Raw genomic sequence first — 12811 nt, 5'->3', positions numbered from 1 at the left:
CAAGGCGCCAGGGGGGACGCGGCGTCCGGGGGAGACCCGGGTCCGGCGAGAGGGATTTCATGCCTTTTTCGAAGGGCGTCATACGTCGTGACATCGCGGCGCCGGCAGGAGCGGCACTGATCGCTCCGCTCGCGCTGCTGGCCGCCACCGCCCAGCCGGCGCAGGCGGCGGACGGCGGGGTCTGGGACCGCATCGCCCGATGCGAGAGCGGCGGAAACTGGCACATCAACACCGGCAACGGCTTCTACGGCGGCCTCCAGTTCACCCCCAGCACCTGGCGCGGGCACGGCGGCGGCGCCTACGCGCCGCGCGCCGACCTGGCCAGCCGCAGCCAGCAGATCGCCGTGGCGACCAGGGTGCAGGCCTCGCAGGGGTGGGGCGCCTGGCCCACGTGCTCGGTGCGGGCCGGGGCGTACGGCAGTGCTCCCTCCGCGCCCAAGGCGCACAAGTCCTACAAGCCGTCGAAGTCCTACGCGGCGCCCCGGGTGCGCCAGGACCGGACCCCGCGGATCACCGGGCACGCCGACCGCGGCCAGCAGCGGCGGGGCACCGGCGGCACGTACACGGTCCGCCAGGGCGACACCCTCAGCCGGATCGCCGCGGCCCACAACGTCGGCTGGCGTCAGCTGTACGCCGCCAACAGGAGCGTGGTGGGCGGCGATCCGAACCTGATCGTTCCCGGGCAGCGGCTGCGCGTCTGACCGGCCGGCCGCGCCGCCGTCGCGAGGCGGGCGGGAATCCGGCCGAGGGCCCCGAGCCCGGCGCCCCACTCGGCGGAGGTACCCCGACCGGGTGGGGCGCCACCGGCTCAGGGCGCGGCGGCGCGGGCCCGGGGAGCGCCGCTGCCTAGCGTGGCCCGCGATGTCTGACAACACTCCGGCGCGTGGACGCGCCAACGTCGCCAGAACCGCCGTCACACACGCTCTGGGGGTACGGGCCTTCGGCAGGAGGGTCACCGGGGCACTCGTCGCCCTCGCCACCGCCCTGGTGCTGGGAGCGCCCGGCGCCGCCCACGCCGGTGGCGGCGGACCCGCCCCTGGCCCCTTCGGGCCGTACAGCTGCGCAGCGGCACAGTGGCCGTGGAGTTGTCTGGCCGAGTGCGAGAGCAGCGGCGACTGGCGGGCCAACACCGGCAACGACTACTACGGCGGGCTGCAGTTCTGGCAGTCGACGTGGCGGGAGCACGGCGGGCTGGACCACGCGCCGCGCGCCGACCTGGCCACCCGCGCCCAGCAGATCGACATCGCCGAGCGGGTCCTGGGCGACCAGGGCTGGTCGGCCTGGCCCGACTGCTCCAAGCGCTACCGGCTGGACGGCCGGGTGCACGTCGTACGCGGCGGCGAGACGCTGGTCTCCATCGCCCGCAAGTACCAGGTGCGGGGCGGGTGGCAGGCGCTGTACCGCGCCAACCGCTACATGATCGGGTCGCATCCCGAGCGGCTCAACATCGGGACGATGCTGGCGATCCCGTAGGGACCGCCGCGGCGGGGTCACAGCGGGCCGTGAGCCCCGCCCCTGCCGCCGGTCGCTCTCCGCTCGCCCGGTTCGCCGCTGAAGGCGAGGGTGCCGCGCCGCAGTTCGTGCACGACCGTGGCGGCGCGGCACAGGGACGGCGGGAGCGACTGCTCGGCGACGACGACGGTACGGGGGCCGGGCGGGGTGCCTTTCGGCAGCAACTGGGTTGTCGCGCCCAGGAGTTCATGGGTGCGCGTCGACATGGCCGGTGACATGCCCTGGGTCGGCTCGTCCAGGAGCAGCAGGCGGGCGGGGGAGAGCAGCGCGCGGGCCACGGCCAGCATGCGCTGCTCGCCGCCGGACAGGGTGCTGGCGCGCCGGGCGAGCAGTGCGCGCAACGGGGGATAGGCGGTCAGCGCGGCGGCGAACTCGCCATCGGGCGAGGACAGTTCGAGGTTCTCGGCGACCGTGAGGGAGCCGAAGACCGCCTCCCGGTCGGGGACGAAGGTCAGCCCGCGGCGGGCCCGGGCGTGGGCCGGGACACCGGTGACGTCCCGGCCGCGCCACAGGACGCGGCCCGCGGCGAGCGGGACGGTGCCGGCCAGGGCGCGCAGCGCGGTGGTGCGCCCCGAGCCGTTGCGGCCCACCAGGACGGTGAGGCGGGCGGCGGGTACGGGCAGGTCGACGGCGTGCAGGGCCTCCAGGGGGCCGTAGCGCACGCGGGCCGCGCACAGCTCGATCTCGACGCTCATGGCGCGGTCCGCGCGAGGGGAGTGCGGCCTGGGGTGCTCATGTGACGGCCTCCGCCAGGACGCGGGCGGCCGGGCCGCGGGTGACGATCCGGCCCGCCTCCATCGCGTACGCCGTGTGGGCCAGGCCCGCGACCAGGTCCAGGTCGTGCTCGACGATCAGCAGCGCCGTGCCGTCGGCGGCCAGCGCGCGCAACACCGCTGCCAGCGCGCCGACTTCGGCGCTGTCCAGGCCGGCCGCCGGTTCGTCCAGGAGCAGGGTGCGCGGGCGGGCGGCCAGCGCGCGGGCCAGTTCGACGCGGCGCAGGGTGGCGGTGTCCAGCCCGGCGGCCGGGGCGTCGCGCAGCGGGCCGTCGAGCGCGAGCAGCCGCAGCGCCCGCTCGGTGGCCGCCGACGGGTCGGCGCCGCCGCTCTGCTCGGCCCCGACACGGACGTTGTCCAGCACGCTCATCCCCTCGAAGACCGCCAGCTGCTGGAAGGTGCGGGCCACTCCGAGGCGGGCGCGGGCGTGCGCGGGACGCCGGGTGATGTCGCAGCCGTCCAGCAGCACCCGGCCGCCGGTGGGGCGCAGGGTGCCGCACAGGCAGTGGAACAGGGTGCTCTTGCCCGCGCCGTTGGGGCCGATGAGAGCGGTGATCCGGCCCGGTGCCACGCAGAGGTCCACGCCGTCGAGTGCGGTGAAACCGTCGTAGCAGGCCCGGAGTTGACGTGCCGTCAGGCGGCCGCTGGGCCGGGCGGGCGGTGCGGGGGCCCGGTGCGGGGGACGGGGGCGGGCGTGGACGCGGATGCGGGGGTGGTGGGGCGGCCCCGTACGGGAGGTGGCCGGCGGGTCATGGCCGGAACGGGGGTCGGGGCCGGTGGTGGCGGGCGCGGGGGTGCGCGGCGGGCGCAAGCGGCGGCGGGAGGGGCGGTCGTCGGGCAGCTGGTGGGCCAGGCGGGCGCGCAGGCGGGTGCCGAGCGGGGTGAGGCGGGGGGCGGGGGCGGTCAGCAGGCGGGTGAGGGCGGCGCGCAGGGCCGCGTACGGGCCCAGGGGCAGCCGCCCGGAGAGCACCGCGAGAATCCCGATGACGGCCGCCGCCGCGCCGCCCCGGGCGCCGGAGTCCAGGCCCACCAGGAGAGCGGCGGCCACCAGCGCCCCCAGCAGGCTGTCCGCGCCCAGGACGATGACGGCGGCGAACCACAGCAGGCCGCGGACCGGGTCGTAGGAGGCCGCGTCGAAGGTCCGCAGGCCCATGCCGAGCATGCCGCCGCCCAGCGCCGCCAGCGCGGCGCCCGCCACAAACGCCTTGATCTTGAGGGTGGCGAGGGGCACACCGGCCGCCGCCGCGCCCGGCTCGTGGTCCCGCATCGCCGCCAGCGCCCGCCCGGTACGCCCCCGGCGCAGCGCGGCCACGCACAGCAACGCGGCGGTGAGCAGGGCGAGTTCGAAGGCGTAGTAGATACGGTCGGAGCCGAGACCGGCCGGGCGGCCCAGCGGGAGACCGGCACTCGCGTACGGCTGGGCGAACACGAAACGGCTGACCGCGACCCCGATCGCCAGCGTCGCCAGCGCGAGCGCCAGGCCGTGCCGGCGGATCGCGGGCCAGCCGGTGAGCAGGCCCAGCGGGGCGACGAGGAGGGTGGCCAGGAAGAGGGCGGGCAGCTCGGGGACGGGCGGCAGGCCGGGGAAGCGCCCTGCCGCCAGCAGCGCGGTGAACAGCGCGCCGAGCCCGGCGTAGGCGGCCTGGCCGAGCGAGATCTGGCCGCCGCGGCCCGTGACGACGACCAGTGAGAGCACAATGACGCCGAGGGCGGGCACCTGGACGGCGGTGTGCAGATCGTTGCCCGCCAGGCCCAGCGGGAGCAGGAAGAGGATGCCGCACACCAGCCACGCGCGCCCGTCGCGGTCGGGCAGGCCGGCCGGGCGGGACAGCACGGAGGGCCCGGCGGAGCGCGGCGCGGTGGGCGTACCTGCGTCCTGGCCCGTTGTGCGCAGCCGGGGCAGCAGCAGCGCCGCGACCAGCAGCGCGACGACGAAGAGGTTGGCGCCGACGGCCTGCAGGAGCGGTTCGAGGCTGCCGCGCGGGTGCAGACGGGTGAGCTGGCTCTGGGCGACGCCCACCGCCAGCGCCACGCCGACGGCCACCGGCAGGCTGCGCAGCCCGGCCGCGACCGCCACCGCCATCACCTCCATCACCAGCAGGGGCAGGCCGTAGGGGTCCAGCCGCAGCAGGGGCGCCAGCAGCACGCCGGTCAGTCCGGCGGTGAAGGCGCCGAAGGCCCAGCCCGCCGCGGCCACCCCGTCGGCGTCGATGCCGCTGAGGACGGCGAGGCGGCGGTTGTCGACCACCGCGCGCAGTTCTCGCCCGAAGCGGCTGAAGCGGGTGACGGCCGCGACCCCCAGGGCCAGCGCGAGGGCGCTGCCCAGCTGGACCCAGGGGTCGGCGGGCAGCAGCGCGGGTACGTCGGCGCGCGCGCCCGGCCCCCACAGCAGCCCCGCCCCGCCGACCAGCAGGACGAAGACGCCGAGCGAGGCGACCAGGGTGCGGGCCGGGTCGCTGCCCAGCGCCGACAGCGGGCGGAAGACGGCGTGGTCCAGGACGACGCCGAGGCCGGGCGCGACGACGAGCAGGGTGACGGTGGCGGCGAGCCACAGCGGCCAGCCCCACTCGACGGTGAACTGCCGCAGCGCGTAGGCGCACACCATCGCGATGGCACCGTGGGCGAGGTTGAGCACGCCGGTGGCGCGGTAGGTGACGATCAGTCCGATGCCGGTGAGCGCGGCGGCGCTGCCCACCGCCAGCCCCGCCAGGGTGAGTTCGTACGAGAGGGAGTCCACCGTCAGGACCCCGCCGACGGTTCGCACACCGGACAGGGCGTCAATGGGGCGCCACTGTCGGAGAGTTGGCCGGAAGTGGCGGGTGCGGCGGCCGGTTTTCCGGCGACCAGCGGGCAGTCGGGGCGGTGCAGCAGACTGCCGCCGGGGACGGCCAGCAGCGCGCCCGGCGGTCCCGCGGCCGCCTCCTCGCCGCCTCGCCGGGGAGCGGCGCCGCCCGCGGGCTCCTCGCCGTCGTGGGTGACGAGCAGGCCGTACAGCTCGGCCACGCGCGCCGCAGCGAGCCCCTGGCCACCGCGCGCCACCAGCACCGCTCCCGCCACGATCAGCGCGGCTCCGGGGATGGTGCAGGAGGCCAGGAAGGGGATCTGGCGCTCGGCGAAGCGCTCGCCGGAGACGCCGTACCAGCCGATCGCGCACAGTACGGCTCCGCCCGCCAGGGCCGCCCAGCCCGCCCACTGCACCAGCCGTGCCCCGGACCGCAACCGAGCACTGCGCATCGGACCCCCTCGCGGCTTTCGGCGAATAGCTGCACTATGCCCTGTGGGACAGCACCTCTGAAGGCTCGTGCAGCCGCGGGCCTGATCCATCGGATCCCATTCACAGGCTCCAACTACAGGCGGCGGTGAGGAAGATGGCCCCAGGGGGCGGCGTACGCCGGGCTCCGGCGGCGGTGGCAGCGGCGGTGCTCGTGGCGACGGTCGCGGCGAGCTGCGCGGACGACAACGACGACGGCCAGCCGCCGCCCCCGGCGGCGAGCCGGCCGGGTGCCACGGGCACGCCGAGCGTTCCGACCTCGCCGGACGACTCCACGCGGCCCGCGCCCAACGGCCCGTACGACCCGCGGGCGGCCGAGCGGCAGATCAAGGAGAACTGGCGAAAGTTCTTCGATCCGAAGCTGTCCAACGCCCAGAAGGCGAAGTACCTGGAGAACGGCGATCAGCTGGGGCTGCTGCTGGAGGCGTTCAACGGGGACGAGCGGGGCCGGCAGACCTCCGCGAAGGTGACCCGGGTGGACTTCACCTCCGCGTCCGAGGCCGATGTGACCTACACCCTCAGCCTGAACAACGCCCCCGTCCTGCCGAACTCCAAGGGCGTCTCCGTCTATCAGGACAAGGTGTGGAAGGTCTCGCTCAAGACGCTGTGCGCGCTGGTGGGCATGAGCGGGAACGCCCTCAAGGCACCGGGCTGCTGAGGTGCCGGGTCCCTCCCCGCTGCGCCGCGCCCTCACCGCCGCGGTGGCGCTGCTGCTCGCCGCGGGCGTGAGCGCGGCGTGCGGAAGCCGGCTGCCGGAGAGCGCGTTCGAGGGCCGGGGCACCCCGGGCGCCGGGACGCAGGCCGCCGAGCCGGTCACAGTCGGCATCATCACCAGTGCCACGAGCCCGGTCGGCGGCGAGGCGTTCACCGGCCCGCGCGACGGCGCGCGGGCCTACTTCGCGGCGCTGAACGCGGCGGGCGGCCTCGACGGCCGCCGTATCGAGGTGGTCACCTGCGACGACGGCGGCAGCGGCGTGGGCAACAACGAGTGCGTGCAGAAGCTGGTGGCCGAGCGGAAGGTCTTCGCGCTGGTCGCCACCACCGCCCTGGACTACGCGGGCGCGCCCCGGGTCAGCGCAGCGGGCGTCCCCGACATCGGCGGCCAGCCGATCGGCGCCGCCTATGAGACCTATCCGCATCTGTACGGGATCTACGGCAGCCAGGCGCCGCGCAAGGGCGGCAAGCCGGGCTGGGGCGGGCAGCTGTACGGCGGTACGGAGGTCTACCGCTACTTCAAGCGCGAGCACCGGGCCCGTACCGCGGCGGTCGTCTCCTACAACCAGTCCGCCTCCGCCGCCTACGCCCGCCTGGTGGTGCGCGGCCTGGAGGAGGAGGGCTACGACGTCGTCACCGAGCAGGTCGACTTCGCGCTGCCCAACTTCCAGGCGGTCGCCGCCGACCTGCGGGCCCGCGGCGCCGACCTGGTCTTCGACGCGATGGACACCCGCGGGAACTCCCAGCTGTGCGAGGCGATGGACGCGGCCGGCATGAAACCGACCGCCAAGGTCACCAACGTGCAGAACTGGTCGGACACCGTCCCCGAGGACTACAAGAACGCGCCCGGCTGCCGCAACTCCCTGTGGGCGACCGGCTACAGCCGCAACTACGACGACACCTCGCACGCCGCCGTCGCCCGCTTCCGGGACGCGATGGCCCGGCATACGAAGGTGAAGGACGGGCAGCTGTCCCAGTGGCAGCTGGAGGGCTGGGCCGCGGCGATGTGGTTCACCGACGCGGCCCGCTCCTGCGGCGGCGGCCTGACCCGCCCGTGCGTGGAGAGGTTCCTGCGGCGGCCCGGGCCCTACACCGCGGACGGCCTCCTCCTGCCCACCTCGTACGTGCCGCAGAGCGCCCCGCCCAGGACCCGGCGGACCTGTCTGTCGGTGGCGCGCTGGCAGGATGCGGCGCGCGGCGGCAGGGGCGGCTGGGTCGGCCAGGGCGGTGACATGGGGCGGAACTGCTTCACCGTGCCGCAGCTCGCCTACCGGCCGTGACGGTCCGTGTGGCGGCCACGCGACGGCCCGTGCGACGGCTCGTGCCCCGGTGACCTTCGGGGCCGAACGCCGAAGGGGAAGCCGGGGTTCCCGATCTTTGCTACCGATCTTCTAAATCTTTCGGCACAAATTGGCCATAGAACCCAACCCGGAAACCCTTCTTCCGGTCTAACCGTTCAGTAGGCGGACGAGCACGCTCGAACGCGGGGATTCCACGGCATATAGGGGACGGGACACGGGCACCGATGCACATCTCATTCCTGGTTGACCACGTCTGGAGGCGGAGGGCATGAACGCCTCCACACAGCTGCCCGCGCACGGCCCCGGGGCCGAGCCCGCCTGCGAGGCCGCCGCCGGCCTGCGCGCCGACTGCATCGCCGACTCCGCGGGCGGGCTGACCTTCGACGTCACCGTGCCGGCCGGCACCCGGACCTCCTGGAGCGCGGCGCTGGTGCTGCGGCTGCGCCGCGGCGAGGGCGAGGCGGCGGAGGCCGACGAGGTGCGGCTGCCGCTGGGGCCCAACGGCTCGGGGCGGCTGCGCGCCGTACTGCCCAGCACCGTCGCGCTGGCCGAGGGCCGCTGGAACGCCTACGCCGACCTGTGCGAGGGCCGCGAACCGCAGCGCCTGCTGCCCGGCCGCAACGACCTGCGGTCCCTGGTGGACCGCCGCCCGCTGGCCGGGATCGGCCGCCTGGGTGTGCGCATCCCCTACGCCACCAAGGCCGGCCTGCTCGCGCTGCGCAGCTGGCTGCGCGGACCGCACGCCGAGGCCGGTGACGTCCAGGTCGGTGCGCAGGAGATGACCGTCGGCGGCCGCCTCTACGGCGCGGCCCTGGCCCCCGGCGCCGTCGCCGAGGCCCGCCCGCGCCGCGCCCCCGACCGGCCCGTGACCGTCCCGCTGTCCGGCGAGGGCCACCGCTTCAGCTTCACCCTGCCCTACGAGCCGCTGGCGGAGCGCTGGGAGGGCGGCACGGAGCCGTGGGACCTGTGGCTGCGGGCCTGCGAGGGCGCCGAGCCGGTCCGTATCGCCCGCCTCCTGGACGACGTCGCGGACAAGGAGCAGGTCTTCGCCTACCCCGCGCAGCCCGTACGCTCCCCCGCGACGCGGCTGACGGCCGGCCCGTACTACACCCTCGACAACGACCTGGCGGTACGGGTGACGGGGCCGGACGGAGCCGACGGGCACCACGCGTGATCGCCGCGGACCCGTTTCCGTAGGCTGAGGGCACCGACAGGGGGAGGGGTGCCATGAGAGCCGGGGAGAGAGCAGCGGGCCACGGCCCGTCGGGCGAGGAACTGCTGAGCATCGGGGAGCTGGCCCGGCGCGGCCGGGTCTCCGTCAAGACCGTGCGCTTCTACACCGACGAGGGGCTGCTGCCGGACGCCGGGCGCAGCGGCGGCGGACACCGCCGTTACGCGCCGCACGCCCTGGACCGGCTGCAGCGCATCCGCGATCTGCGCGCCTTCGGCCTGCCCCTGCCCGCGGTCTCGGCAGCCCTGCCCGAGCCGGAGGCGGCCGCGTCTGCGGACGCCGCCCCGCTGGAGGCCGCGCTGGCCGCGCAGCTCGCGGAGGTCGGCGGCCAGCTGGCCGCGCTGCGCTGGCGCGAGGCGTCGCTGCGCGCGCTGACGCAGGCGCCGGAGCCCGAACGGCCCGCCCTGCTGCGCCTGTTGGGCAGCGCGCCGCAGCCCCCGGACAACGACGCGCTCGTGCGCTTCTGGCGGCGCATCCTGCCGCCCGGGCTGAGCCGCCCGCTGCTGGCCACCGTCGTCGACGCCGCCGTGCCCGATCCGCCGGGCGACCCCTCGCCCGCCCAAGTGGTCGCCTACGCGCGGCTGTACGCCCTGGCGGGGGACGTCCACAGCATCTCCGCCGACCTGCTCCGGCGCCACCGCGCCGCCAAGTCCCCCGTCTGCTCGGGCGATCCCGAAGCGCTCTACCAGGGCCTGGGCCAGGCCTACGAGCTCGCCGTCACGGCCATCGACCGCGGGCGGGACCCGGCGCCCGGCGACGAGCTGGACGCCTTCGTGGCCGCCCACGCCGGATCCGAGGGCGCACGGGACACCCCCGGTTTCCGCGACCGGCTGCGCCAGCGGACCGCGCTGACCGAGGACCCCCGGGTGGCCCGCTACTGGCAGCATGTCGACGAGGTGGTGCAGGGCGGCTTCACGACGATGGGCACCGCCCATGAATGGCTGATGACCGCGCTCCGTCAACCGGCGTAGAACGCACACTGCGGGCATGGGATCGCACGTGAGGGGAACTCGCGTCCGAGGAGGTGCGAACACATGGTTCCTGTCCTTTTGGTACTCCTGCTCGCGCTGATCCTCTTCGGTGCGGGCTTCGCGCTCAAGGCGCTGTGGTGGATCGCGATCGCGGTACTCGTCGTATGGCTGCTGGGCTTCGTCTTCCGTACGGCGGGACCGGGAGGTTCCCGCGGGCGCTGGTACCGCTGGTAGCCGCGCCCGCGATGATCCGCCCGAGGACAGCAGCTGTCCTCAAGGGCTGGCATGCTCACGAGCATGTTGGAGACCTCGGCACGACTTCTGCGCCTGCTCTCGCTGCTGCAGGCGCACCGCGAGTGGTCGGGCGCGGGCCTCGCCGAACGGCTCGGCGTCACCCCGCGCACCGTCCGCCGCGACATCGACCGCCTGCGTGAGCTGGGCTATCCCGTCCACTCGGCCCCCGGCACCGCCGGGGGCTACCAACTGGGCGCGGGCGCCGAACTCCCGCCGCTCCTGCTGGACGACGAGGAGGCGGTGGCCGTCGCGGTCGGTCTGCGCACCGCCGCGGCCGGCGGCGTCGAGGGCATCGAGGAGACCTCGGTACGCGCCCTGGCCAAGCTGGAACAGGTCCTGCCGGGCCGTCTCCAGCGCCGGGTCAGCGCCCTGAACTCCTTCACCGTCCCCATGCTGGGACGCTCCGGCGGCCCGCGGGTGGACGCCGCGACGCTGACCGACCTCGCGCACGCCTGCCGCGACAGCGAGCGGCTGCGCTTCACCTACGCCGCCCACGACGGCACTGCATCCCGCCGCACCGTGGAGCCGCACCGCCTGGTCTGCGCCCAGCGCCGCTGGTACCTGGTGGCCTGGGACCTGGACCGGGCGGACTGGCGTACCTTCCGCGCCGACCGGATCACCCCCACGCCCCCGCACGGCCCGCGCTTCGCGCCCCGTACCCCGCCCGCCGAGGACCTGGCCGCCTACGTCTCACAGGGCGTGTCCACGGCGGTGTACGCGCAGCGGGCCACCGTCCTGCTGCACGCCTCCGCCGAAGAGGCGGCCGAGCGCATCACCCCCACCGACGGTGTGATCGAGGCCGTCGACGAGCGGCGCTGCCTGCTGCGCACCGGCGCCCACAGCCTGGAGGTCCTGGTCATCCACATCGTGCTGATGGGCTTCGACTTCGAGGTGCAGGAGCCGGCCGAACTCATCGAGGAGGTACGGGAGATCAGGGACCGGCTGTCCCGGGCCCTGGGCTAGATCCGGGCGGGCCGCCGACCTCGCCGGGCGCCTCGCCGGGCGGGTGGCCGAGTCCCTCGCGCTCCTGGGGGTCGGTGCCGTGCGCGGCCTTGTCCAGCGACGCCACCTCCGGATGGTGCAGGTCGAAGGCGGGCGACTCCGAGCGGATCTTGGGCATGGTGGTGAAGTTGTGCCGCGGCGGCGGGCAGGAGGTCGCCCACTCCAGGGAACGGCCGAATCCCCAGGGGTCGTCGACCTCCACCTTCCTGGCGTACTTCGTCGTCTTCCAGACGTTGTAGAGGAACGGCAGCGTGGAAAGGCCGAGCAGGAAAGCGCCGATGGAGGACACGGTGTTCAGCGCGGAGAAGCCGTCGGCCGCCAAATAGTCGGCGATGCGCCGCGGCATGCCTTCCACACCCAGCCAGTGCTGTACGAGGAAGGTGGTGTGGAAGCCGATGAACAGCGTCCAGAAGTGAATTTTCCCGAGCCTCTCGTCGAGCATTTTCCCGGTGAACTTCGGCCACCAGAAATAGAATCCGGCGAACATCGCGAAGACGACCGTCCCGAAGACGACGTAGTGGAAGTGGGCCACCACGAAGTAGGAGTCGGTGACATGGAAGTCCAGTGGCGGCGAGGCCAGGATGACGCCGGTCAGACCGCCGAACAGGAAGCTCACCAAGAAGCCCACGGCCCACAGCATCGGCGTCTCGAAGGACAGCGAGCCGCGCCACATCGTGCCGATCCAGTTGAAGAACTTCACCCCGGTCGGCACGGCGATCAGGAATGACATGAAGGAGAAGAACGGCAGCAGCACCGCGCCGGTGGCGAACATGTGGTGCGCCCAGACCACCACCGACAGACCGGTGATCGCCATGGTCGCGCCGACCAGCATCACATAGCCGAAGATCGGTTTGCGCGAGAAGACCGGGATGATCTCGGTGACGATGCCGAAGAACGGCAGCGCGATGATGTAGACCTCGGGATGCCCGAAGAACCAGAACAGATGCTGCCACAGCAGCGCCCCGCCCCACTCGGCCTCGAAGACCATGGAGCCGAAGCGCCGGTCCGCCTCCAGCACGAGCAGCGAGGCCGCCAGCACCGGAAACGCGATCAGCACGAGGATCGAGGTGAACAGTACGTTCCAGGTGAACACCGGCATCCGGAACATCGTCATCCCCGGCGCCCGCATGCCGATGATGGTGGTCAGGAAGTTCACCGAGCCCAGGATCGTGCCGAAGCCGGACAGCGCCAGACCCATGATCCACATATCGGCGCCGATGCCGGGGGAGCGGACCATGGAGCTGAGCGGCGCATACGCCGTCCACCCGAAGGCCGCGCCGCCGGTCGGGGTCAGCAGACTCCCCACCACGATCAGCCCGCCGAAGAGGAACAGCCAGTACGAGAGCATGTTCAGCCGGGGGAAGGCGACATCGGGCGAGCCGATCTGCAACGGCATGATCTCGTTGGCGAAACCGGCGAAGGCCGGGGTGGCGAACAGCAGCAGCATGATCGTGCCGTGCATGGTGAACGCCTGGTTGAACTCCTCGTTGGTCATGATCTGGAGCCCGGGCCGGGCCAGTTCGGCCCGCATCAGCAGCGCCAGCAGCCCGCCGATCAGGAAGAACCCGAACGCGGTGACCAGATAGAGATGGCCGATCTTCTTGTGGTCGGTCGTGGTCAGCCAGTCCACCAGCACCGCTCCGGGCTTGCGCACCCTGACCGGACCGGTGCTCGCCTCCGCGGTTTGAGCAGCCATCAGCGCCACCTCGTTCGTCCACGACGTACTCGGGCCCTGCACATGA

The 12811-nt window shown here is 74.0% G+C and carries 12 protein-coding genes; 8 read left to right on the top strand and 4 right to left on the bottom strand.

What is annotated here, in order from left to right:
• The first annotated feature begins 59 nt into the window (after positions 1-59).
• Positions 60-701, top strand: coding sequence for a transglycosylase family protein (locus AC4IJH_RS16125; RefSeq protein WP_490852388.1), 642 nt, complete (start codon positions 60-62; stop codon positions 699-701).
• A gap of 160 nt (positions 702-861) precedes the next feature.
• Positions 862-1473 carry a LysM peptidoglycan-binding domain-containing protein gene (locus tag AC4IJH_RS16120; protein ID WP_490852387.1) on the top strand — a complete coding sequence of 204 codons (612 nt, stop codon included), beginning with the start codon at positions 862-864 and terminating at the stop codon, positions 1471-1473.
• Positions 1474-1490: 17 nt separating this feature from the next.
• Here the strand turns inward: AC4IJH_RS16120 and AC4IJH_RS16115 are convergent, their stop codons facing one another.
• Genes AC4IJH_RS16115 through AC4IJH_RS16105 form a run of 3 tightly spaced genes read right to left on the bottom strand, consistent with a single transcriptional unit; the run spans position 1491 to position 5519 of the window.
• Complete coding sequence (locus AC4IJH_RS16115) at positions 1491-2207, bottom strand: ATP-binding cassette domain-containing protein (RefSeq protein ID WP_490852386.1); 717 nt, start codon at positions 2205-2207, stop codon at positions 1491-1493.
• A 37-nt stretch (positions 2208-2244) separates the two neighbouring features.
• Positions 2245-5022, bottom strand: a complete 2778-nt coding sequence (locus AC4IJH_RS16110) for an ABC transporter permease subunit (RefSeq protein WP_490852421.1) — start codon at positions 5020-5022, stop codon at positions 2245-2247.
• A gap of 2 nt (positions 5023-5024) precedes the next feature.
• The gene (locus AC4IJH_RS16105) at positions 5025-5519 is read right to left on the bottom strand and encodes a hypothetical protein (protein ID WP_490852385.1); all 495 of its coding nucleotides are present in this window, start codon (positions 5517-5519) and stop codon (positions 5025-5027) included.
• Positions 5520-5653: 134 nt separating this feature from the next.
• Here AC4IJH_RS16105 and AC4IJH_RS16100 point away from each other — a divergent pair, with 134 nt between their 5' ends.
• The 6 genes from AC4IJH_RS16100 (at position 5654) to AC4IJH_RS16075 (ending at position 11030) form a co-directional block, all read left to right on the top strand.
• Positions 5654-6214 (top strand): MTB12 C-terminal domain-containing protein, encoded by a 561-nt coding sequence (locus tag AC4IJH_RS16100; protein WP_490852384.1) that lies wholly within the window; start codon positions 5654-5656, stop codon positions 6212-6214.
• A gap of 1 nt (position 6215) precedes the next feature.
• Positions 6216-7550: an ABC transporter substrate-binding protein gene (locus AC4IJH_RS16095; protein ID WP_490852383.1), complete on the top strand. Its 1335-nt coding sequence runs from the start codon at positions 6216-6218 to the stop codon at positions 7548-7550.
• Positions 7551-7839: 289 nt separating this feature from the next.
• A complete protein-coding gene (locus AC4IJH_RS16090; RefSeq protein WP_490852382.1) occupies positions 7840-8745 on the top strand; it encodes a hypothetical protein in 906 nt (301 codons plus the stop codon).
• Positions 8746-8798: 53 nt separating this feature from the next.
• The gene (locus tag AC4IJH_RS16085; protein ID WP_490852381.1) at positions 8799-9773 is read left to right on the top strand and encodes a helix-turn-helix domain-containing protein; all 975 of its coding nucleotides are present in this window, start codon (positions 8799-8801) and stop codon (positions 9771-9773) included.
• Positions 9774-9836: 63 nt separating this feature from the next.
• Entirely contained in the window at positions 9837-10007 is a 171-nt protein-coding gene (locus AC4IJH_RS16080) for a hydrophobic protein (protein WP_490852380.1), read from the top strand.
• A 63-nt stretch (positions 10008-10070) separates the two neighbouring features.
• The gene (locus AC4IJH_RS16075; RefSeq protein WP_490852379.1) at positions 10071-11030 is read left to right on the top strand and encodes a helix-turn-helix transcriptional regulator; all 960 of its coding nucleotides are present in this window, start codon (positions 10071-10073) and stop codon (positions 11028-11030) included.
• Here the strand turns inward: AC4IJH_RS16075 and ctaD are convergent.
• Positions 10999-12765: an aa3-type cytochrome oxidase subunit I gene (gene ctaD / locus AC4IJH_RS16070; protein WP_490852378.1), complete on the bottom strand. Its 1767-nt coding sequence runs from the start codon at positions 12763-12765 to the stop codon at positions 10999-11001. The two genes, AC4IJH_RS16075 and ctaD, sit on opposite strands and share 32 nt — an antisense overlap.
• Positions 12766-12811: the final 46 nt, after the last annotated feature.

It is taken from the genome of Streptomyces sp. UF-297 (genome assembly GCF_058245575.1).
This window is presented reverse-complemented; position numbering and strand designations above follow the sequence as displayed.

Coding starts and splice junctions, on each gene's coding strand:
- AC4IJH_RS16115 (WP_490852386.1), bottom strand. CDS start 2,207: ATGAGCGTCGAGATCGAGCTGTGCGCGGCCCGCGTGCGCTACGGCCCC.
- AC4IJH_RS16120 (WP_490852387.1), top strand. CDS start 862: ATGTCTGACAACACTCCGGCGCGTGGACGCGCCAACGTCGCCAGAACC.
- AC4IJH_RS16125 (WP_490852388.1), top strand. CDS start 60: ATGCCTTTTTCGAAGGGCGTCATACGTCGTGACATCGCGGCGCCGGCA.
- AC4IJH_RS16090 (WP_490852382.1), top strand. CDS start 7,840: ATGAACGCCTCCACACAGCTGCCCGCGCACGGCCCCGGGGCCGAGCCC.
- AC4IJH_RS16105 (WP_490852385.1), bottom strand. CDS start 5,519: ATGCGCAGTGCTCGGTTGCGGTCCGGGGCACGGCTGGTGCAGTGGGCG.
- AC4IJH_RS16100 (WP_490852384.1), top strand. CDS start 5,654: ATGGCCCCAGGGGGCGGCGTACGCCGGGCTCCGGCGGCGGTGGCAGCG.
- AC4IJH_RS16075 (WP_490852379.1), top strand. CDS start 10,071: ATGTTGGAGACCTCGGCACGACTTCTGCGCCTGCTCTCGCTGCTGCAG.
- AC4IJH_RS16080 (WP_490852380.1), top strand. CDS start 9,837: ATGGTTCCTGTCCTTTTGGTACTCCTGCTCGCGCTGATCCTCTTCGGT.
- AC4IJH_RS16085 (WP_490852381.1), top strand. CDS start 8,799: ATGAGAGCCGGGGAGAGAGCAGCGGGCCACGGCCCGTCGGGCGAGGAA.
- ctaD (WP_490852378.1), bottom strand. CDS start 12,765: ATGGCTGCTCAAACCGCGGAGGCGAGCACCGGTCCGGTCAGGGTGCGC.